The sequence below is a fragment of the Paenibacillus sp. P13VS genome, from assembly GCF_015143645.1.
Taxonomy (GTDB): Bacteria; Bacillota; Bacilli; order Paenibacillales; family Paenibacillaceae; genus Paenibacillus; species Paenibacillus xylanilyticus_A.
Window position 1 is genome coordinate 71,010 of sequence record NZ_WYEV01000008.1, and the last position, 18,591, is coordinate 89,600.

The following is an 18,591-nucleotide window of genomic DNA, read 5'->3' on the forward strand; positions in this document are numbered from 1 at the left end:
GGGGTGGAGTATAATTTAAAGAGAGTTAACGAAAAGGAGAGTGACCTGGCATGATTAGCATCAGCGAAACAGCTGCCGAGCGATTGAAAGAGATGCTTTCACAGCAAGAGACACCTGACATGTTCCTGCGTCTGGGCGTTGCACCGGGAGGTTGTACCGGATTTTCGTACGCCATGGGCTTTGATGATAAAGAATCCGATGAGGATATTTATATGGATATTCACGATATGAAGGTTGTAGTCGAGAAAGAAAACCTGAAATATCTGAATGGTCTTGAAATTGATTTTGAAGAGTCCGGTATGTCCGGCGGCTTCACCATCCATAATCCGAATGCGGTTGCGACTTGCGGCTGCGGATCTTCTTTCCGTACGAGAGAAGAAGCTGGGGTACCGGATAAGGATTGTTAGGACTTCAACCGTTCGGCGTTATTTTTTAAACATAAAATGAACTATTGAAATCAGGCCTCTATAGCGTGTTAGTCTCGGACTAATTACGTTGTAGAGGTCTTTTTGTCATGTTCTCTGAGTTCTCGCAAAAGTTCAGACTTTAGAAAATAACAAAAAATTCAATATTTACTAAATCAATTCATAAGTGATACAATTTGTATCAAATTGAAACGGAAGGGGAATTTTGCATTGAAAAAAGAACTGGTCCCTGAAGTTATTTGGCTTAGGTGTCTTGCCTGTCTCACTGTTGTCGCCATCCATTGTATTAATATGACCTTTACAAACTATGAGGGAGTACTTTCTAACCTATCCCTAACATCCCTAGAGGTAGTAAAACTTGCTCTCTTGTTTGGGACACCCACGTTTGTTTTTATTTCTGAATTTCTTTTGGCGAAATCATATCCTAATCACATTCCTAATCAATTCCTATGGAGACGTGTTAGGTACATCCTGATTCCCTACATAACGATGGCAGTGGTTTACGCATTATATAGTTTAAGCAGATCAGGGGACTTAACAACTACAGCCTTGCTTGTTAAAATTGTTAGAAACATTGTTGCAGCAGATTATATCGCCTACTTCATTATTGTTATTTTTCAATTCTATGTCCTGCACATCATATTTACGAAGTATTTCCAAAAGATATCACCGAAGCTCATGATTTTTCTGTGCTTAGTGGTTAATCTAATTTACCTCGGCTTCTTCAATTTTGTCCCCCCGCTTTTCTTAATCCCTGGTGCGGAGTATTTATGGAACCGTTTCTACTGGATACCTTTCCCTGGATGGTTATTTTATTTCTCGGTAGCTTACTATGGTGGTAAAAATCATACTGCTTTTCGGGAATTCCTGGCTCGATACATCAAATGGTTCGTTTTATCCTCAATTGTCAGTTTCCTTGTCATATTGAGTTTTCGTTTTTCAGATTTGTTACCTGAAGGGAACTCCAAGCGAATAGACATGTTGTTGTATACGATAAGCGTAATCTTTGTTGCCTTTTATCTTACATCCAAAATAAAACAGATACCTTGGATTATTGATCTGGTAAGCAGGTATTCCTTTGGTATCTACTTATTACATTTGATATTCGTGCAGAACTTTAGCGAAATTTTCGACGGGCTGAATCCATGGATCAATATATCTATAACTTTTGTTCTGAGTATTGGGGTATCCATATTGCTCACTTTTGTGCTTCATAAATTGAAGATTGGAAATTATTTTGTGGGTAAGCTAGGGGTCAGGTTTAGTACGAAAACAAAAAATATACAGAATGAAAATTGGGTTGAGAAGGAAGTAAAGGTTTGAGGTCATCCTGACATCCCTGACAGTTGTTAAACACCATGGTTCCATAAATTGGAGTGAACGTAATAAAGGAAGACTAAGGAGCCATGCCAAGACTAATCATAGAAATGGAATAATGCGCAGTTTTCAGTTGGGAGGTACCTCTGGAGCTGCGTATTATTATGTTTTAATCACCAGAGAGGAATAGTTGACAAAGTTAGTTGTAACTAATATAGTTACAATATAAGTTATCCCACAAAACAAACTTAAAGGAGAGATGATGATGAAAATCGGAATTATTGGCGCAACAGGCAAAGCAGGTAATCTGATCCTGAAAGAAGCAGCGAGCAGAGGCCATGAAGTAACTGCAATTGTACGTAACGCATCGAAGGTGGAAGACAAAAGCCTGAACGTGTTGGAGAAGGATGTATTTGATCTTACTTCGCAGGATGCTCAAGCATTTGATGTTATCGTCAATGCATTCGGCGCACCTGCTGGAAAAGAACATCTGCATGTGGAAGTGGGACAGGCTCTGATCAACATCCTGAAAGATGCTCCTCAAACTCGCCTGATCGTGATAGGCGGGGCTGGCAGTCTATTCACCGATGAGTCGCACTCCCTGCGTGTCGTTGATGCGCCAGGATTCCCTGATGCATACAAACCAACAGCGACAAACCAAGGGAAAAATCTGCAGGACCTGCAAGCATCCTCCGGAATTCAATGGACATTCCTTAGCCCGGCAAGCTTCTTCAATCCAGAAGGTGCGCGCACTGGAAAATATCAAACGGGTAAAGATCACATCATTCTGAACAGTGAAGGCAAAAGTTATATCAGCTATGCAGATTATGCCATTGCCTTAGTGGACGAAATTGAAAATGCAAAACACAAAAACGAACGCTTTACTGTCGTAGGCGAAGCGAAGTAACCCTGTTTAGCCATAAAACTAAAACGGACGCCGATCATTTCAATAGATCAGCGTCCGTTTCATTTATAATAGAGTTAGGGATGTAGCTAATGCTGCAAAAGAGTTAAGTATACGTTTTACCGAATTTTCGGCGGATTAGGTGATATCTGTGGGCTCCGCAATGCTCGCTGTATCCATACCATCAGCACCATCAACGGCATCGATGACACCCACAGCAAGAGTAGTCACTGCGGCCGCCGCCAGAAGATGCTTGGCGCCAAGCTTCACTCGGTCCATATCTTCTTCTTTCATGCCTACGACCACATCCTTGCCGCCGTTATATACATATTTGGCTGAAAGGGCAACGCCCTTTGCCGTATTGGTCACGGCATCTCCCAAATCGGCAAGTCCTGCCTCGACCGCAGCATCATCTTTTCGAATTGCACCGCTGGCCAGATCATATGTACCACTTGCTAATTGTCCTACCGTTTTCCCCGTGTTTATCGTAGCTTTCTCTACGCCGTTGCCAACCTCCTTAATGAAGGGGCTGCCTGCGATCTCACCGACAACCCTTACGCTGCCGCCAAGTACTTTTCCGGTAACTTCCCCTGCGAACTGCCCTAATCCTTTTAAAAAGCTCATCCCTAACCCTCCTCTAGAAACGATAAGTTCTCTTGTAACTTATTATATTCGTATGCATGCCAAAAAACCAACGGTGTCAGCCCAGGCATCGTAAAAAAGACACTGCCCCACGGGGATCAGTGCCTTATTTGCATACTCGACCGGGTCTAGTCGATAAATCCTTCCATGACTACTGTCGGCATCATATTGGATTGCCAAGCGCCTTTGCCGTAACCACCGTTATACCCTGGAGTAGCTTGCGGCTCCCAGTAAAATACGCCTTTTCCTTTGCCGTTTGGCAGGTTGCGGATTTGATTTTTCATGGCGGCCACGAAGCTTTTGCCTGCAGCAGCCTGGTTGTTGTCCATGCCGATCTCGGAGATGATGATTTCTTTGCCGTAGCGATTGATCAGGTCTTTCGCATTGTTCACCGTGTTCGTCACCGCTGTGTTCCAACCGGAGGCTGAAGGATAGAGGGACATGGCGATCATATCGAAGTTAGCCCCATTATTGATTAACCCACCAATATTCCATACATACAGTGCGTTATCGTCTCCACCTGCCAGATGCACGATTGTTTTGGTTCCAGTGCTCATGGACTTGACGGCATTATGGCCTGTGTTCACCAGCCAAGCGTAATTTTTCATGTTCGTGGAAGCTTTGCCATCCTCCCATAACATGCCGTTGCTGGTTTCGTTTCCGATCTGCACCCAGTCAGGCGTTACCCCTTTGCTCTGCATGGTCGTCATCACGTCACGTGTATGATTCCATACCGCATCCATTAGCTGTTGGAAGGTGTAATTTTTCCAGGCAGCTGGTTTGGTTTGTTGACCAGGGTCAGCCCAAGAATCACTATAGTGTAAAGTCAACATGACGCTCATGCCCGCATTCTTGGCCCGCTGTGCCAACGCTGCGGCGCGATCCTTATTCATATATCCGTTACCATAATCATTGGACGGATTAACGAACACTCGAATACGAACGGAATTGATCTGATAATCATTTTTCAAAATATCAATAATGTCACGCTGCACACCATTTTTGTCCTTCCACTTGTAACCTTGCGCTTCCATGCCCGGTACCCAGCTGATATCTGCCCCTTTGGCGAAGCTGGGAGCTGCGCTGGCATGCTGACCTGCAGGCAGCATAATCGAAGTGAACAGCAAAATGAGAACAAGGACAATTGAAGTTTTGTAACCCCTTACAAATCTGACCATTAAAATATTCCTCCCTGAATATTAGAATGAGTTGCAATCTAATTATAGGCGGGAGAACTGTACCGCTACAGGGTTCATTTCCAATATTTTGGTTGTTTTTTAAACCACTCCTTGATGGATTTATCAGTAATATGCAAGGGGGCTGCCCCTGCATGGGGACAGCCTCTTGATATGTTCTGTAAGAACCTAAGTAAGCATGGTTGTTCATAAGCAGCAGCTTCTGCTTCAGCTAACCGGAGTTGTCTGTGGGGCTGGAGTGGGTACATGAGGTGTAACAGGACGTTTTTTGCGTTTGAGATAACGATTAGTAAAGCGATTTTCTATGACTTCATAAGAAATATGAGAGATTAAGGTTGCGATAATCAGACCAGCCACAAATGTGATGGTTACCGATACATAATCAGGCAGATTGAAGCGTGCCATTACACGCTGGAAGGGAAATAGGGCAAAGGGATGCAGGAGATAAAAGCTGTAGCTTATCGTTCCGAAGTACTGGAAAAAGCGAGTACTCAACAGATTCGATAAAACCCCATGTTCCTTGATGATCAGATAGAAGAAATACACGCCGAAGATGATGGGAAAATAAATATCCCCGAAGTATGTAGCCAGATAAATGATGATTAAGGCTAAGAGCGAGTGCAGCTTGGAGGGGAGAAAATTAAACCTTTCACTAGCGTAATAGGCCAGAACTCCTGTGAGAAAGAACAGTGCTCGCGGCATGCGAATGACGACAGCCAAGGTGATGGCAAGACCCAGTATGATTAAAAACCACTTCATGTATTTATTGTTTAGGGGTCTGAGCGATACGAAGAAAATGACGCTGACCAGGTAAAAAGCAAATTCATAACTGAGTGTTCTTGCATTACGAACAGCTTCTTCAAGTGGAAAAACACCTGGAAGCATGAACAATCCATAAATGAAATTCAGAATGTATTCCGAAGCCGTCAAGTTGGCCAACCAATCAAATTGAATTACAGGCCCTGCCACAAACATAATAACCAGCAAGGGGAGGTACACAGGATAGATTCGTATGATGCGATTATAGACAAACTGTCCAATCTTCCCGTGTTTCACTAAACTTTGCACAATAAGATAACCACTAATCATGAAGAAAACATCAACACCGATTTCTGCCAAGACCAAGGTAGCGTGCTCGTTCATGGTAAGGTAACCGCCGTTAATCGACATGGATATAACATGTCCGACAAAAACCATTAGAGCACATAATCCACGCAGTCCGTGAATTGTATGGTTCTTACTCACGTCTACACCATCTCCAATTTATAAAATGATTATTTGTCTATTGAGGCAAGCGTATCGTGTATGTATTCACAACCCACCTTTCGTTACAGCCTTTGAAATAAAACCAAGGTTAACAGCCAGTGTGCTCCGATTTATGATACAAAATGTATCATTGTGTTATTTGAATCATAACACTTGATAAATTAATTGACAATAAGTTAAGAAAAATTTGAAAATTTCATTTTCTTTTCATTTCATTCTATTCAATCTTACCCAAAAAAGGACAAATAAAAAAAGCCGTCCGAAGACGGCTTTTCTACCCGTGGCGCTTATTAAAACCTTGATCCGTATCCCGCGCCTCCACCAGTCTCATTTAATTTGAGCTAGTGGATCGGGTAAGGGACACGTTCAACATGTGATTAGAAATGTTGACGCACCTCCTTTCCTTGTGGCAAGAGTATACAACACATGGTTTCGGAAAGCTAGTCTTTTTTTCATATTAATGCAAATTATTTTTCGGTCTGGAACATCGTAATATCTCGTGCATAATGACTCTTCGTTCCGTTCTCGTTACGAATACGCACGCTGTCTTCGCTGATCCGCTCCACAATCCCGCGACCCACTTCGCAATACACACCAGCCGGGTCTTCTTGCCATGCCGTTACGACACATTGGGACAGGGCGGCGGTGAAAAATTCTATATTTTTTTGTAACGTTCTAGGTTTATTCGATTTCATTATATACTCCTTTAATAACGACGTATTTGGAAGAAGAACAGCAACCGGACCAAATCGCACTGTACCTCACTTTACTCTGTCTATAGCACTTTGTAAAGGGATGGAAAAAGTTATCGTCATGAGGTATCATTTACATAAATTTTACACTGCTTTTACACTGCGATGACGCTTGTATCCAATCACGGATAGTACAATTAAAGTAGGACCAACTAAACAAGGATTGATATGCAACACATTCGGAGGCCATACATGCATAGAGATATTAAAACAGGCAACTATGTTAACCGTGACTTAAGCTGGGTTGAATTTAATCGGCGTGTGCTTCAGGAGGCGCAGGATTCTACCACACCTCTATTGGAACGGTTGAGATTTCTCGGAATTGTAGCCAGTAATCTGGACGAGTTCATGAGTGTAAGGGTAGCAGAGACAAAAGAGAAAATTAAAGCAGGATTTACCCAAAAGGACTTTTCAGGATACACCCCGTCCGGTTTATATCGGAGATTAATCAAACGAACAGGTGCCATGGTGGCTGAGCAATATAAAACGTATCGGGAATTGATTCGCCTGCTCGCCAAAAAGGGAGTTGTTCTACAAGAGTATAACGAGCTTAATGGAACACAGCAACGGGCAATGGATCAATATTTTCATGATATTATTTTCCCTGTATTGACACCCATGGCTGTGGATCAGAGCCGACCATTTCCGCTGGTGCATAATAAATCGGTCTATCTCGCCGTGATGCTTCAGAAGGAAGAGGAGCAGGAGGATGAGCCGTTTTTTGCAATTGTTCAGGTCCCCTCGAATCTGCCGCGCGTCGTTCCCGTACCTCTGCGTGCAAACAGCAAAAAGAAAACATTCATATTAATAGAAGATTTGATTAAACATCATACACATACCCTGTTTAGCGGATATATTCCGCTGGCTGTGCAGGAATTCAGGCTGACCCGTAACGCGGACCTTTCCATTAATGAAGAGGAAGCGGAGGATTTGCTGGAAGCCATCGAGAAGGAATTGCGTCGTCGTCGCCGGGGAGCTCCCGTCCGGCTGGAAGTGCGTAAGGATTTTCGTTCAGATGCACTGCTTGAATTGCAGGAGGAATTCGAGATTCAGGATCCGGTATATGAAATTGATGGTCCGCTGGATCTGAGTTTCCTGGCTGGATTTGTAGACAGCATCGAAGGCTTCTCTCATTTGAAATATAGCCCGGTTCAGCCGGTGTATCCACCGGAATTTTTACCGAGGGAGAGCCATTTTGAACTGCTGCGCAAACGGGACGTTCTCGTTCATCATCCATATGAATCGTTTGAACCCGTCACAGATTTTGTCCTTGAGGCATCGGAAGATCCACGAGTCATGGCGATCAAGATGACATTGTACCGGGTCAACGGGGATTCACGTCTCATTCCGGCTCTGGCTCATGCAGCAGAGAGCGGCAAACAAGTGACCGTTGTGGTGGAGTTGAAGGCACGCTTTGATGAAGAACGCAACATTGCGTGGGCGCGCAAGCTGGAAAAGGCAGGCTGTCACGTTGTATATGGTTTGGTTGGTTTGAAGACCCATGCAAAAATCATTCTTGTTGTGCGCAGGGAACAGAATGGCTTAAGACGCTATGTGCACGTTGGAACAGGCAACTATAACGAAAGTACGGCGAAGGTCTACACTGACGTAGGACTGTTCACCTCCAATCCGATCATTGGTGAAGATGCATCGGAACTCTTTAATGAAATAACCGGTTATTCGGGACCGAAGGCCATGCAGGCATTCCGCGTTGCTCCCGATGGCATGAAGGATGAACTGTTTTCACTCATACGGAGGGAGACAGAGCATGCGCTTAAGGGGAAACGGGCTCGCATTATTGCCAAAATCAACTCGTTATCTCACCAGGATATGATTGATGAGTTATATGTTGCATCCCAGGCTGGTGTACAGATCGATTTAATTGTCCGCGGGGTGTGCTGCCTTCGCCCAGGTGTAGAGGGACTCAGTGAAAATATTCGGGTGATCAGCATCGTGGATCGATTTTTGGAGCACTCTCGCCTGTTTTACTTTGAGAACAGCGGGAACCCGGATGTATATATCTCCAGCGCAGACTGGATGACCCGGAATCTGAAACGAAGAATTGAGCTGATGTGCCCGGTATTTGATCCGTCACTCAAGAAGATGCTTGTCGACATCCTGAATCTGTCCCTGAATGACAATGTGAAGGCAAGGGAATTGATGCCTGGCGGCAATTATGTTTTTGTGGAAAACGAAAAGCCCCCGCTGAGAAGTCAGACGGAGGCAATGGGCATTATTCCTTGGAAGCCTGCAGAGTGGAGTATGTCAACTTAACGTCCCATGCTTCTTCCAGATCCTTGGCGGCCTCTTCCAGGCCATGCATTTCCAGTAACGGCTCGGCTGAGCAGATTAGTTTGATCTGCAGCGAGCCGTTTTCTTTGGTTACACGTATCGCAGAGATTCGCTCCGAACGATGAATGGCCTCGGCTATGCGCAAGATGGAGCCCAATCGGTGAGCGTGCCGTTCATCCGAATCCTTCAGAATGTCCCGGTGCTTATTCAGCAGCTGGGGCGTTCTTTTTTTTGGATGATAGTCGGCTGCAATAGCTGTCAGCACGGTCTCCCGGTGGGAAAGTCCGTATATGCCCGCATTCATAATCCAATACGCCGAGTGCTGGGGATAACGGAAATAATTGATCTGTTTTCCTGCCCCATAAAGCATGCAGGCGGTATACAGGATTCTTGAATCTGCTGGTTTGGGTGTGTCCCCATCCAATGCCTCATAGATCACCGTTGCATCCTGATGGATTCGTTTCAGCTTCTTCTCGGGAACTGGCGGGCCAAAATGAATGAAGTTGCGGATGCTGTCCTCCAGTGCAGTAGGAGAGGCTGGCCGGTGCGGGGCCATCAGATCACGCAAAATTCCGTCACGCAATCCTGCTCCACTTACGACATAACGATCTCCCTGAAGAATGTCGAAGACCGTTCTGAGAATCAGAACACCAGGCACAATGATGTCAGCACGATCCTTCGCCAGACCAGGCACCTTTTTACGCTGACCTGAAGTGAGATAAGGCAGTGATTTGGCCAGGTTCTCCATGGCTGAAGCACTGATCTCGTAGTGGTGGGTTACGGGTAACGAGTATTGTGTTCTTTTTTGCTCAATTTTGGCCAGAGTACGCATGGTACCTCCAAGACCGATGAGCGGAAGACCTGGATGCTGACGGACCCACTCCTGATCTTTCAGTGCCTGAATGACATCATTGCACAGCGCAGCAACATTTGCTTCAGACCAGGAATCCTCCCCGCCATACCTGGCATGCGAGTTTACGGCGCCAATGGGCAGAGAAATACTGTGAAGTCTTTTGCGATCCCGGAATACGGTTACCTCCGTACTGCCGCCACCGATATCCACGACATAGCCATCCTGCAGATCAATGGACTGAATAACCCCAAGAAAGCCGTAATACGCTTCCTGATCTCCGGAGGCACATTCAATCTCAAGTCCGGTCTCCTCTTCAAGCCAGCCTATGATTTGAGCAGCGTTGCGAGCATTGCGAATGGCAGCTGTAGCTGCAGCGCGAATGACTTTTGTTTGGAATGCGTCACAAGTAGCCTTGAACTGCTGCAAGACGGTGATGGCTTGTTCCAGCGAGTGAGGCAGGATCTGCCCATCCTCTTCAACCACGTTGCTGAGTCGCGCAGCATATTTATCTTCATGAATAATCCGGTAGGCTCCTTCATGATCCAGTTCGTAAATGACGAGACGAATGGAGTTGGAGCCAATATCGATAATGCCGAGAGTTCCTTTTGAGTTCATATGCATCTCCTTCTAGACAGGTATTCTACCCGAGTTGCAGCAGCGCAGCCATGGCTTCCGGTGAACCTGGAGGGGTGGAGGAGAAGGGCGTGGTCAGCATTACCACAATAATAAAGACAATGAAACAGGCAAACAGTATGCAGCTTACGGCAAAACCGCGATTGCGTTTCTTCATAAACAGCCGAATACCTGTAACAAAAAGAAGTACTGTGACGGCGACCAGGACAATGGACATTGCGAAATAGGCTACGCCATACAGTGATTTGAAAAATGCTTCCATATTTTTTGAACGCTCCTTAGATCCTCATATTTAAGCCTTTCCATTACATTCCTTAGTAGCATACGACAGATTGATGCGTTTGAAAAGTGAACCAGGCGTGTGTGCCTTTCTATAAACAAGCCTATAGACACTTCTTACGGAAAAGGGGCAACCGCCTTGGACAGACATCCAAGAGGGGACGGCTTCTGTTGAGTATGTATATGGAAGGACCATTGTTCAGGAAAGGAGATTAACCCATGTCAAGACAGCTTGCAAGCAAATGGCTGAAGACGGCAGCGCTATTGAAATATCCGGTAGCTGCTGTCCATATCCCGCAGACGATGGCATTTAATTCTAGAAATCTGCTGCACATGCTCAGCCGTTATGGAATGGTGTATATCAAACCTGTAGTCGGTGGCGGAGGTTATGGTGTTATCAGGGTATCCACGAGCGGAGGGAACTACCGCTATACGCATATGAAAGTTACACGTACATTTACCAACTATGGCCAGATGTATCGATCGCTGGTACGGATTAAAGTCAGACGGAGATACCTGATCCAACAGGGAATTCATTTGGCAACGATACAAGGCAGGCCTGTGGATTACAGGGTAAAAGTCGTCAAAACCGAGCGAGGCTGGGTTTTCCGTTCCATGGTAGGGCGTTTGGCTCGTCCCGGTTTGTGTGTAACCAATCTGAGCAAAGGCGGGACGATGCTGCAGGGCAGAAGGGCCCTTGGTTTATCCCTCCCTCATATATCTACCAGACACAAACGTCGAGAGATGCGTTCATTGACGTTGACATGCACTCAGATTATGGAAAGGCAGTTTCCAGGTGTAGGTCAACTCGGGTTCGATTATGGGCTCGATCACTCCGGGAAGATATGGATTTTGGAAGTGAACACCAGACCCCAATAAAAATAGTGGAAAAATATAAAAAAAACCAAGATTACGCCGATAAATATTATAGAGAAAATATTTTTGGAAAACGTTTGAAATGAAAATAAAATGGGTAATTTACACGGAAACGTCTTAAAACTATGAGTTGAAGCTAAAAAAAAATTTCTAGCATTCGTTCTAATAGAAACGTTACGATCCTGTGCATAAGTAATGTCCACATTATCCACGTTGCTTAATCAACATTTTTACCATTTATCAACAACCTATGCACAGGATTTCCACAAAACCTTGTGGATAACAGAACGCTTGTTCTCTTTATAAATCTCTGATATGATAGTTTTGAGGAAAAAAAAGGAAAGGTTGTGGCGGGAAATGGCTATGTTATCCGATGAGATGTTATTGGATTCCTACCATAAGGCGATTGAGCTTAATCTCGAGAGAGATTTCATCGCACTGCTATTGGCAGAAATCCATAAGCGCAAACTGGGTACCGACGTATCTGCCATTCTTCACTAGAGATCCTCATTGCAGGCAATGTTACAGGTTTCCGGACATGTCCCATTGTGCTACAGACCAGAGGGTGCTTGTATGACAATGGTGACAGTACAACATATGCATGCAACCGTTTTCGTTTCCGTCTTCCTCTATCATGGAAGTCTGTAACGAATAGGGGCTGTACGGTCCGGTGTAATCTTCCAATTTGCCGCATTCTGACAGTCCCTGAAGGCAGTGGGGACAAGCCTGCTCCGGTACAACCAGACCGTTACACAGCGGGCATATATAAGACAAGGGTATCCCTCCTGATATTGAATGTTCAGGAGTAAGATACCCTTTTTTGTACCTTTTATGTGATTCGCTTAAAACTATCGTTTCATGTTACTGCTGTGTCCTGGGGACAACTTCGCATCCGGGTCGAAGTATACCTTCGCATTGTTAACAGCGGTTGGTGCTTCACCGAATCCAACAGCAATCAGCTTCAGCTTGCCTGGGTATGTTGTAATATCTCCGGCAGCAAAAATGCCTGGAATGGATGTTTCCATACGGGAGTCAACAACGATGGAGTTGCTATCAATTTCAATACCCCACTCGGCAATAGGCCCGAGCGATGATACGAATCCAAAGTTGACGATCACGGCATCGACGTCAATTTCTTGTGTTTCTTTGGTTTTGACGTGTGACAGCGTGACTTTGGTAATAGCGTCATCCCCGTGCAGCTCCGTAATCTCCGTAGGTGTAACCACGTTGACTTTGGAATTCATCAGGTTCTCCACACTGTGCTCATGTGCACGGAATTTGTCACGACGGTGGATCAGGGTTACTTGTTCTGCGATTGGCTCGAGCATAAGTGCCCAGTCTACGGCAGAGTCACCGCCACCACTGATGAGTACTTTTTTGCCAGCAAAGGCGTTCAGATCACTGATGAAGTAATGCAGGTTCGATTTTTCGAACTTGGCTGCACCTTCAAGTTCCAGGCGACGTGGTTCGAAGGCACCAACACCGGCAGTAATGATTACGGCTTTGGCATGATATTCGTTCACATCGGTTTTGACGATGAAATGACGCTCGTCCAGTTTTTCAACGGATACGACTTTTTCCTCCAGACGAATATTCGGGTTAAAGTGGCTCATCTGCTCAATCAGGTTGTTTACCAATTCCTGAGCCGTCACTTTGGGGAACCCTGCAACGTCATAAATATATTTTTCAGGATACAGCGCAGCCAATTGTCCACCAAGCTGTGGCATGCTTTCAACCAGAGTAACGGATGCCTGACGCATCCCTCCGTAAAATGCGGCAAACAGACCCGCAGGGCCGCCACCAATAATAAGTAAATCGGTCATGTCATGACCGGCAGTTTGTGCAGTCAAGAATCAACAACACCTTTCTTATTTTAATAGGTAGTTAACAGAAATAATGTAGCCGGATACCTCATGTAGCCAGCGTTTGTTGCTGAACTGTCTTTCTCATTATAAACGGTGTAAACTGGGTTGCAAAGTTGGTAACCGGACTAACTTGGGAACAATTGATGAAGATCAGGTGAGAATAGGATGAAATTGGAAATGAAAGGTTATGAAAAATAACAAAAAAAACCTTGATATTTACCAGAAATACAGATATTCTTGACCTGTACTATGTGTTTTTTTGTCTAAATAAAAGCCAATTTGTAAAACCAAGACAAGACCTGTAATTTGTTGATTCTTGTGTATAATTTCACAACTTTAATTGGACATGTACATACAAAATATTCAAATAAATTCGTGAAGTTAACATTTGTCGTCATATGGATAAGACCTCATCCATATTTTGTAGTAAGTACAGCTGAAGTATGCTACCCGAATGAAGATAATAAATGTTGTAAAAGTAGATGATGTGAGTGAAACCGGAAGGGGTTAAGACATGAGCAGCATTCCCAAAATCGTCATTCTCGGCGCGGGCTATGGCGGGATTTTAACAGCCCAGCGGCTGCAGAAGGAATTAAATTATAATGAAGCCGACGTCACATTGGTGAATCGGCATGATTATCACTATATTACAACACACCTACATATGCCAGCAGCCGGTACGGATTCGATTGAGCATGCGAGGGTGCCGATTTCCAAGCTGATTGATGAATTCAAGATTGATTTGGTCAAGTCGTCGGTGAAGGAGATTCGTCTTCAGGACCGTAAGGTCATTCTGGAAGATGGAACGTTATCCTACGACTATCTTATTATTGGACTTGGCGGTGAACCGGAAACCTTCGGTATTCCGGGCATGCTGGATCATGCCATGACCATTCGCAGCATCAACTCGGTACGACTCATTCGTGAGCATATCGAATATCAGTTTGCCATGTACAAAAACGATAATAAACGTAACCGCATACGCTTTGTAGTGGGCGGGGCAGGTTTTAGCGGAGTTGAGTTTGTGGCGGAGCTTGCTGACCGCATTCCGCAGTTGTGCAAGGAATTCGACGTAAATCCGAAAAATGTGCATATCTACAATGTAGAGGCAGCGCCTTCAGCCCTGCCAGGCTTCGATCCGGAGCTGGTAGAGCATGCAATGAATGTGCTGAAGAAGAAAGGCGTAACTTTCAAAATCGGTGTTCCGATCAAGCAATGTTTGCCGGATGGTGTCATTGTGGGTGAAGGTGAAAAAATTGATGCTGCCACGGTGGTATGGACCGGTGGGATCCGCGGTAACGCGCTGCTTGAACAGGCTGGACTTGAAGTGATGCGCGGCCGGGTAAAAGTGGACGAATATCTGCGAGCTCCGGGACATGAGCATGTCTATGTTATTGGTGACAATTCACTCGTATTTAACGGGGAAGGACGTCCATATCCACCAACAGCCCAGATTGCCATGCAGCAAGGTGTGAACTGCGCCAAAAACGTTGTCGCTGCCATTCGCAAAAAACAGCCACAGCCCTTTGTGTTTACCAGCAAGGGAACGGTTGCTTCGCTCGGTAAAGGGGAGGCCATTGCTGTCGTTGGCGGTAAAAAATACAAGGGCTGGAAAGCTGCCCAGCTGAAGAAACTGGTGGATCTCCGGTATTTGTTCATCATTGGTGGAATACCGCTAGTGCTGAAGAAGGGGCGGTTTTTTGGATGAGACATTGCAGTGTTCAAGTTCGCGGCCTGCTTACACGTGATGAGCTGGATCGTTATAACGCCCTGATGCAGGTAGGTGGTTATCTGGAGGAGCAGAACCAGTATGACCTGGCTTATATTGTGCAAAAGGAAGTGGACATTCTTATCCTGCCTGCAATTGAGCGATTGAAGGAAAAGGGACGGGATCGTGACCGGGCCACGGCCGAGTTTCTGGAATCGCTCAAGGCATTGGAAGAAGAAGAGGACCGGGACTAATTCGGAGTTTGAACATTTCTGAATAAAATGAATACCATAAAAAAAGCACCGGTGACGTTCCCCTTGGGGAATGTCATCGGTGCTTTGTGTTTAACTTTACAGTTTCAACATGTCTTCCAGCGAACCTTCGCCCAGCAGGCTTCCCACATAGAACGAACCGAATTCGCCATAACGTGCGCTAACTTCATCAAACCGCATTTCGTAAACCAGTTTTTTGAACTGGAGTGCATCGTCTGCAAACAGGGTAACGCCCCATTCCCAATCGTCGAAACCTACGGATCCGGTAATGATCTGTTTCACTTTACCGGCATAGCTGCGACCAATCATGCCGTGGCTGCGCATCATGCTGCGGCGTTCATCCATGGACAGCATGTACCAATTGTCGGCGAGGTCGCGTTTTTTGTTCATTGGGTAGAAGCAGATGTACTGACGCTGTGGCAGAACCGGCTTAAGACGTGCGACGATTTCCGGGTTTTGCATCGGATCTTCGCCTTCTTTGCCAAGATAGTTGCTCAGTTCCACGACGCTGACGTAGGAATACGACTTGGTCGTGTATTGGGCAAACATCGTTTTGTTGAATGCGTTCTCTACGGCCTTGAGGTCCTCAAGGGTTTCGCGCAGGTGCATCATGACAAGGTCAGCTTTTTGGCCAACTACAGTATAGACCACAGTGCTTCCTTTGGAGGATTCTTCGACTTCCTTCCATTCTTTCCAAAACTCCTGAAGCTCGTCCAGTGCTACGGCACGTTCCTCGTCATCGGCTGCTTTCCAAGCGGCCCAGTTAATCGAGCGGAAGTCATGCAGGGCATACCAGCCCTCCAGTGTTGATGCGGCTTCGTTCATTGGTTTCTGTTCCTCCTGTAGTTTATATTTCCAAATCCCATGAGGGACGGTTAAGAAAAACTATATCGTTTACATTGTATCCCAACATTGAGCACAAGGGCAAATGAAGAGAAGATGAATATAGGAGGATTTATCCAGAAAGTTCGTTGCTTCGCCACATTTTTTGCGGTACACTATCTACTAGCCAGAGAAGAAAATACAGTAAGTTTTGCTAAATAAGCCCTGAGTTCATAAGAAGAGGTGAATGTCACCCGATGCAGTTTATACCTGTGCTGGTATTAATGGTGTTATTTTTCGTGATGATGTTTGGGATCGGTTTCATTCTGAATATGTTGATGAAGACGACCTGGTTTCCTTCTTACCTGTTCATCATTGTGATCCTGCCTGTCGTGGTGTATTCCTTGTGGGATCACACGGCTTCACTGATGACCCATCTGGGCTCGTTCCAGATCGTCGATTATCTGACTGGTGTGGCTGGGCTCGCAGGCGCAATCATCAGTGGTTGGACCATTCGCAAACTTCGACTGGGCGGGTATAAAATGTTTTAACCGGCTGAGCTTCATATCCTGCCCTGACTGCCATGGAATTGAAACAAAGAGTCTTGCCTTTCTCGTAACCGCTTACGCGAGCAAAGGGAGGGCTTTTTGTCATATGTAATGAAAATAGACATAATCGAACCACTGAGCTGCATACACATGTGCATAACCATTTCTAAATAGTTTCACTTGTTTTATATGGCTGGAGCTTTTATAGTATTCTAGCAACTCTGCGAAAACGTGAATGCTGTCGACCTAGGACGAAACGGAGCGAGAACAGGCCATCTTTTTACCTGTTTTTGAACATTTGAAGATCAGGCATTTATGTTAGAATAGATAAACACACTTTTGGGGAGAAGGAGATCAAGCCATGCGCATGAAGAATTTGCTGCATTATACTGAACATCATCGCTACTGCGTATACAGGGAGTTTGGACTTAGTGCTCTGGACGACCGTATGCTTACGGGAGCATATCAGCCCATGGTAGGTGCTTTCGCAATTGGCTTGTATCGGCTGTTGTTTCAGCATCTTCCCGGTGAACAGGTCGGTTACTCACCCCTTGAACAGCAGCGAAAGTTGTTCATGACACTTGGACTCGAGCCAAGTGAGAAGGGCCGCAAGTATTTGGTGGAGCAGGCTTCCAAGCTGGAAGCGGTCGGATTGCTTCAGACATCACGCCTTTACATTCCGGAGAATGATGATTATATCTATGAATATGAGCTGCAGCCACCGCTGTCACCTGCAGAATTTTTCCGCACACAGCATTTGACACTGCTGCTTCGTGACAAGATTGGCAAGTTTGCTGTTCTGTCCCTGCGTTCGGGATTTTCGGCAGTAGAGAACGGAGACGCACCTTATCCTGCAGCGAGTAAAGAAAATATTTCGGTTCCTTTTTACGATATATTCGAACTGAATACACATGTGATAGATTACGAGCTGGAGCAGGCGCTTTCGGAAGTATCCACATCCGCACAGCGGAGTGGGACAAGTGTTGCCGCGGAAGAGCTTACGTTGAACTACGCCGACATTATTTTGCGTTTTCCGCGCGAGTCCGTGAACCGCCGTCATGTGGAAAAGCTAAGATTTGATCATGAACAGCTGGGCATTGTGAATTATGTGGTGAACAAGTTCAATCTCAGTGTACAGGACGTGTGCCGTTTACTGGATGAGGATGATATCTTCAGTCCGCAAGGACAGCTGATGTTGGATGATCTTCAGCACAAGGCAAGCTTGCAGTTCCGCCAGACGAAGAAACGTCAGGAACAGCAAACCGTACAGGCAGCCAAGGTGGTGGCCCTGAGGCAGCATTTGGACGAGCCTGAGCAGCAGAGCGATTCCGGGGAACCGCCAGTGGAGCATGTGGTGCAGATGGAATACTATGTGGAGGTTCCACCGCAGTTTGCAACCAAATGCGATATTCATCAATACAATATGATGCTTCGTAACGAACCATATACACGGCTTTTGCAGACGTTTTTCCCAGGAGCCGTACCGGATAATCTGGTCGATATCTTTGAGAAAATTGATCTGAGCTATAAGCTGCCTGGTGAAGTCATTAATGTTCTTATCCATTACTTGATGCAGCTCCTTGTATCGGGCGGAGAACAGCGGATTAACCGTAATTTCGTTGAAGCGATCGCTTCCAATATGCTGCTGAAGCAGGTCAATTCATATGAGAAGGCAGTCCAATATATTCGTGACCAGGCCAAGGTAAAAGGCAAGCAGGCTGCTGGAGCAGCCGGAGCCCGTTCCCGTACATACGGCAAAGGAGCCAAAGCCAAACCCGAAATCCCGATTGTTCAGGATGTTGCCGCTGAAAGCGATGGAGTATCCGAGGAAGAGTTCGAAGAGATGATGCGATTTGCCCAGCAGATGCAGGCAAGCAAGCAAAAAGGAACTTCATAAAATTTCTTGTTATAGAAAAGACCCAAGGCGAGTCCCCTAATTAA

Annotated in this window: 19 protein-coding genes; 10 read left to right on the forward strand and 9 right to left on the reverse strand. The window is 45.5% G+C overall.

Translation table 11 applies throughout. The features are described 5' to 3' along the window. Positions 1-50 precede the first annotated feature (50 nt). From GUA98_RS20395 to GUA98_RS20405, 3 genes are all read left to right on the forward strand, one after another. Positions 51-407 carry a HesB/IscA family protein gene (locus GUA98_RS20395; RefSeq protein ID WP_095292107.1) on the forward strand — a complete coding sequence of 119 codons (357 nt, stop codon included), beginning with the start codon at positions 51-53 and terminating at the stop codon, positions 405-407. 228 nt (positions 408-635) lie between these two features. After that, on the forward strand, positions 636-1,748 hold the full coding sequence (locus tag GUA98_RS20400; protein WP_193724225.1) for an acyltransferase family protein: 1,113 nt from the start codon (positions 636-638) through the stop codon (positions 1,746-1,748). A gap of 259 nt (positions 1,749-2,007) precedes the next feature. Next, positions 2,008-2,649 carry an NAD(P)-dependent oxidoreductase gene (locus GUA98_RS20405; protein ID WP_193724226.1) on the forward strand — a complete coding sequence of 214 codons (642 nt, stop codon included), beginning with the start codon at positions 2,008-2,010 and terminating at the stop codon, positions 2,647-2,649. Between the two features lie 135 nt (positions 2,650-2,784). Here GUA98_RS20405 and GUA98_RS20410 read toward each other — a convergent pair whose 3' ends face one another. The 4 genes from GUA98_RS20410 to GUA98_RS20425 form a co-directional block, all read right to left on the reverse strand. Continuing rightward, the gene (locus GUA98_RS20410) at positions 2,785-3,270 is read right to left on the reverse strand and encodes a hypothetical protein (protein WP_193724227.1); all 486 of its coding nucleotides are present in this window, start codon (positions 3,268-3,270) and stop codon (positions 2,785-2,787) included. 146 nt (positions 3,271-3,416) lie between these two features. Further along, entirely contained in the window at positions 3,417-4,397 is a 981-nt protein-coding gene (locus GUA98_RS20415; RefSeq protein ID WP_415753047.1) for an arabinogalactan endo-beta-1,4-galactanase, read from the reverse strand. A 294-nt stretch (positions 4,398-4,691) separates the two neighbouring features. Next, on the reverse strand, positions 4,692-5,729 hold the full coding sequence (locus GUA98_RS20420) for an acyltransferase family protein (RefSeq protein WP_193724229.1): 1,038 nt from the start codon (positions 5,727-5,729) through the stop codon (positions 4,692-4,694). 488 nt (positions 5,730-6,217) lie between these two features. Next, positions 6,218-6,445 carry a hypothetical protein gene (locus GUA98_RS20425; protein WP_153979887.1) on the reverse strand — a complete coding sequence of 76 codons (228 nt, stop codon included), beginning with the start codon at positions 6,443-6,445 and terminating at the stop codon, positions 6,218-6,220. 249 nt (positions 6,446-6,694) lie between these two features. Between GUA98_RS20425 and ppk1 the strand changes: the two genes are divergently transcribed. Continuing rightward, positions 6,695-8,776 (forward strand): polyphosphate kinase 1, encoded by a 2,082-nt coding sequence (ppk1, locus tag GUA98_RS20430; protein WP_153979886.1) that lies wholly within the window; start codon positions 6,695-6,697, stop codon positions 8,774-8,776. Here the strand turns inward: ppk1 and GUA98_RS20435 are convergent. Next, entirely contained in the window at positions 8,736-10,262 is a 1,527-nt protein-coding gene (locus GUA98_RS20435) for a Ppx/GppA phosphatase family protein (RefSeq protein ID WP_153979885.1), read from the reverse strand. The two genes, ppk1 and GUA98_RS20435, sit on opposite strands and share 41 nt — an antisense overlap. Before the next feature lie 25 nt (positions 10,263-10,287). After that, complete coding sequence (locus GUA98_RS20440; protein WP_095292088.1) at positions 10,288-10,542, reverse strand: hypothetical protein; 255 nt, start codon at positions 10,540-10,542, stop codon at positions 10,288-10,290. Positions 10,543-10,778: 236 nt separating this feature from the next. On the opposite strand from GUA98_RS20440, the gene GUA98_RS20445 reads away from it, so the two are divergent. Further along, positions 10,779-11,438 (forward strand): YheC/YheD family protein, encoded by a 660-nt coding sequence (locus GUA98_RS20445; protein ID WP_153979884.1) that lies wholly within the window; start codon positions 10,779-10,781, stop codon positions 11,436-11,438. Between the two features lie 354 nt (positions 11,439-11,792). Beyond that, positions 11,793-11,936, forward strand: coding sequence for a sporulation histidine kinase inhibitor Sda (locus tag GUA98_RS20450; protein WP_017692430.1), 144 nt, complete (start codon positions 11,793-11,795; stop codon positions 11,934-11,936). A 21-nt stretch (positions 11,937-11,957) separates the two neighbouring features. On the opposite strand, the gene GUA98_RS20455 is transcribed toward GUA98_RS20450, so the two are convergent. Both GUA98_RS20455 and GUA98_RS20460 read right to left on the reverse strand, forming a co-directional pair. Beyond that, a complete protein-coding gene (locus GUA98_RS20455) occupies positions 11,958-12,209 on the reverse strand; it encodes a hypothetical protein (RefSeq protein WP_153979883.1) in 252 nt (83 codons plus the stop codon). Between the two features lie 74 nt (positions 12,210-12,283). Further along, positions 12,284-13,258, reverse strand: a complete 975-nt coding sequence (locus GUA98_RS20460; RefSeq protein WP_217990005.1) for an NAD(P)/FAD-dependent oxidoreductase — start codon at positions 13,256-13,258, stop codon at positions 12,284-12,286. Positions 13,259-13,814: 556 nt separating this feature from the next. Between GUA98_RS20460 and GUA98_RS20465 the strand changes: the two genes are divergently transcribed. Beyond that, entirely contained in the window at positions 13,815-15,008 is a 1,194-nt protein-coding gene (locus tag GUA98_RS20465; RefSeq protein ID WP_095361277.1) for an NAD(P)/FAD-dependent oxidoreductase, read from the forward strand. After that, positions 15,005-15,262 carry a hypothetical protein gene (locus GUA98_RS20470; RefSeq protein WP_095292082.1) on the forward strand — a complete coding sequence of 86 codons (258 nt, stop codon included), beginning with the start codon at positions 15,005-15,007 and terminating at the stop codon, positions 15,260-15,262. Before GUA98_RS20465 ends, GUA98_RS20470 begins: the two co-directional genes overlap by 4 nt. Before the next feature lie 96 nt (positions 15,263-15,358). On the opposite strand, the gene hemQ is transcribed toward GUA98_RS20470, so the two are convergent. Further along, the gene (gene hemQ, locus GUA98_RS20475) at positions 15,359-16,105 is read right to left on the reverse strand and encodes a hydrogen peroxide-dependent heme synthase (protein WP_193724230.1); all 747 of its coding nucleotides are present in this window, start codon (positions 16,103-16,105) and stop codon (positions 15,359-15,361) included. A gap of 254 nt (positions 16,106-16,359) precedes the next feature. On the opposite strand from hemQ, the gene GUA98_RS20480 reads away from it, so the two are divergent. Both GUA98_RS20480 and GUA98_RS20485 read left to right on the forward strand, forming a co-directional pair. Further along, positions 16,360-16,653 carry a YuiB family protein gene (locus GUA98_RS20480; RefSeq protein WP_095292079.1) on the forward strand — a complete coding sequence of 98 codons (294 nt, stop codon included), beginning with the start codon at positions 16,360-16,362 and terminating at the stop codon, positions 16,651-16,653. 358 nt (positions 16,654-17,011) lie between these two features. Beyond that, entirely contained in the window at positions 17,012-18,547 is a 1,536-nt protein-coding gene (locus GUA98_RS20485) for a helicase DnaB (protein ID WP_193724231.1), read from the forward strand. Positions 18,548-18,591 lie beyond the last annotated feature (44 nt).

Bases quoted from the DNA above. Each gene is read 5' to 3' on its own strand.
- GUA98_RS20465 (WP_095361277.1), top strand. From the start codon at position 13,815: ATGAGCAGCATTCCCAAAATCGTCATTCTCGGCGCGGGCTATGGCGGG.
- GUA98_RS20405 (WP_193724226.1), top strand. From the start codon at position 2,008: ATGAAAATCGGAATTATTGGCGCAACAGGCAAAGCAGGTAATCTGATC.
- GUA98_RS20460 (WP_217990005.1), bottom strand. From the start codon at position 13,258: ATGACCGATTTACTTATTATTGGTGGCGGCCCTGCGGGTCTGTTTGCC.
- GUA98_RS20395 (WP_095292107.1), top strand. From the start codon at position 51: ATGATTAGCATCAGCGAAACAGCTGCCGAGCGATTGAAAGAGATGCTT.
- GUA98_RS20440 (WP_095292088.1), bottom strand. From the start codon at position 10,542: ATGGAAGCATTTTTCAAATCACTGTATGGCGTAGCCTATTTCGCAATG.
- GUA98_RS20410 (WP_193724227.1), bottom strand. From the start codon at position 3,270: ATGAGCTTTTTAAAAGGATTAGGGCAGTTCGCAGGGGAAGTTACCGGA.
- ppk1 (WP_153979886.1), top strand. From the start codon at position 6,695: ATGCATAGAGATATTAAAACAGGCAACTATGTTAACCGTGACTTAAGC.
- hemQ (WP_193724230.1), bottom strand. From the start codon at position 16,105: ATGAACGAAGCCGCATCAACACTGGAGGGCTGGTATGCCCTGCATGAC.
- GUA98_RS20415 (WP_415753047.1), bottom strand. From the start codon at position 4,397: ATGCTGCCTGCAGGTCAGCATGCCAGCGCAGCTCCCAGCTTCGCCAAA.
- GUA98_RS20470 (WP_095292082.1), top strand. From the start codon at position 15,005: ATGAGACATTGCAGTGTTCAAGTTCGCGGCCTGCTTACACGTGATGAG.
- GUA98_RS20480 (WP_095292079.1), top strand. From the start codon at position 16,360: ATGCAGTTTATACCTGTGCTGGTATTAATGGTGTTATTTTTCGTGATG.
- GUA98_RS20445 (WP_153979884.1), top strand. From the start codon at position 10,779: ATGTCAAGACAGCTTGCAAGCAAATGGCTGAAGACGGCAGCGCTATTG.
- GUA98_RS20425 (WP_153979887.1), bottom strand. From the start codon at position 6,445: ATGAAATCGAATAAACCTAGAACGTTACAAAAAAATATAGAATTTTTC.
- GUA98_RS20450 (WP_017692430.1), top strand. From the start codon at position 11,793: ATGGCTATGTTATCCGATGAGATGTTATTGGATTCCTACCATAAGGCG.
- GUA98_RS20435 (WP_153979885.1), bottom strand. From the start codon at position 10,262: ATGAACTCAAAAGGAACTCTCGGCATTATCGATATTGGCTCCAACTCC.
- GUA98_RS20485 (WP_193724231.1), top strand. From the start codon at position 17,012: ATGCGCATGAAGAATTTGCTGCATTATACTGAACATCATCGCTACTGC.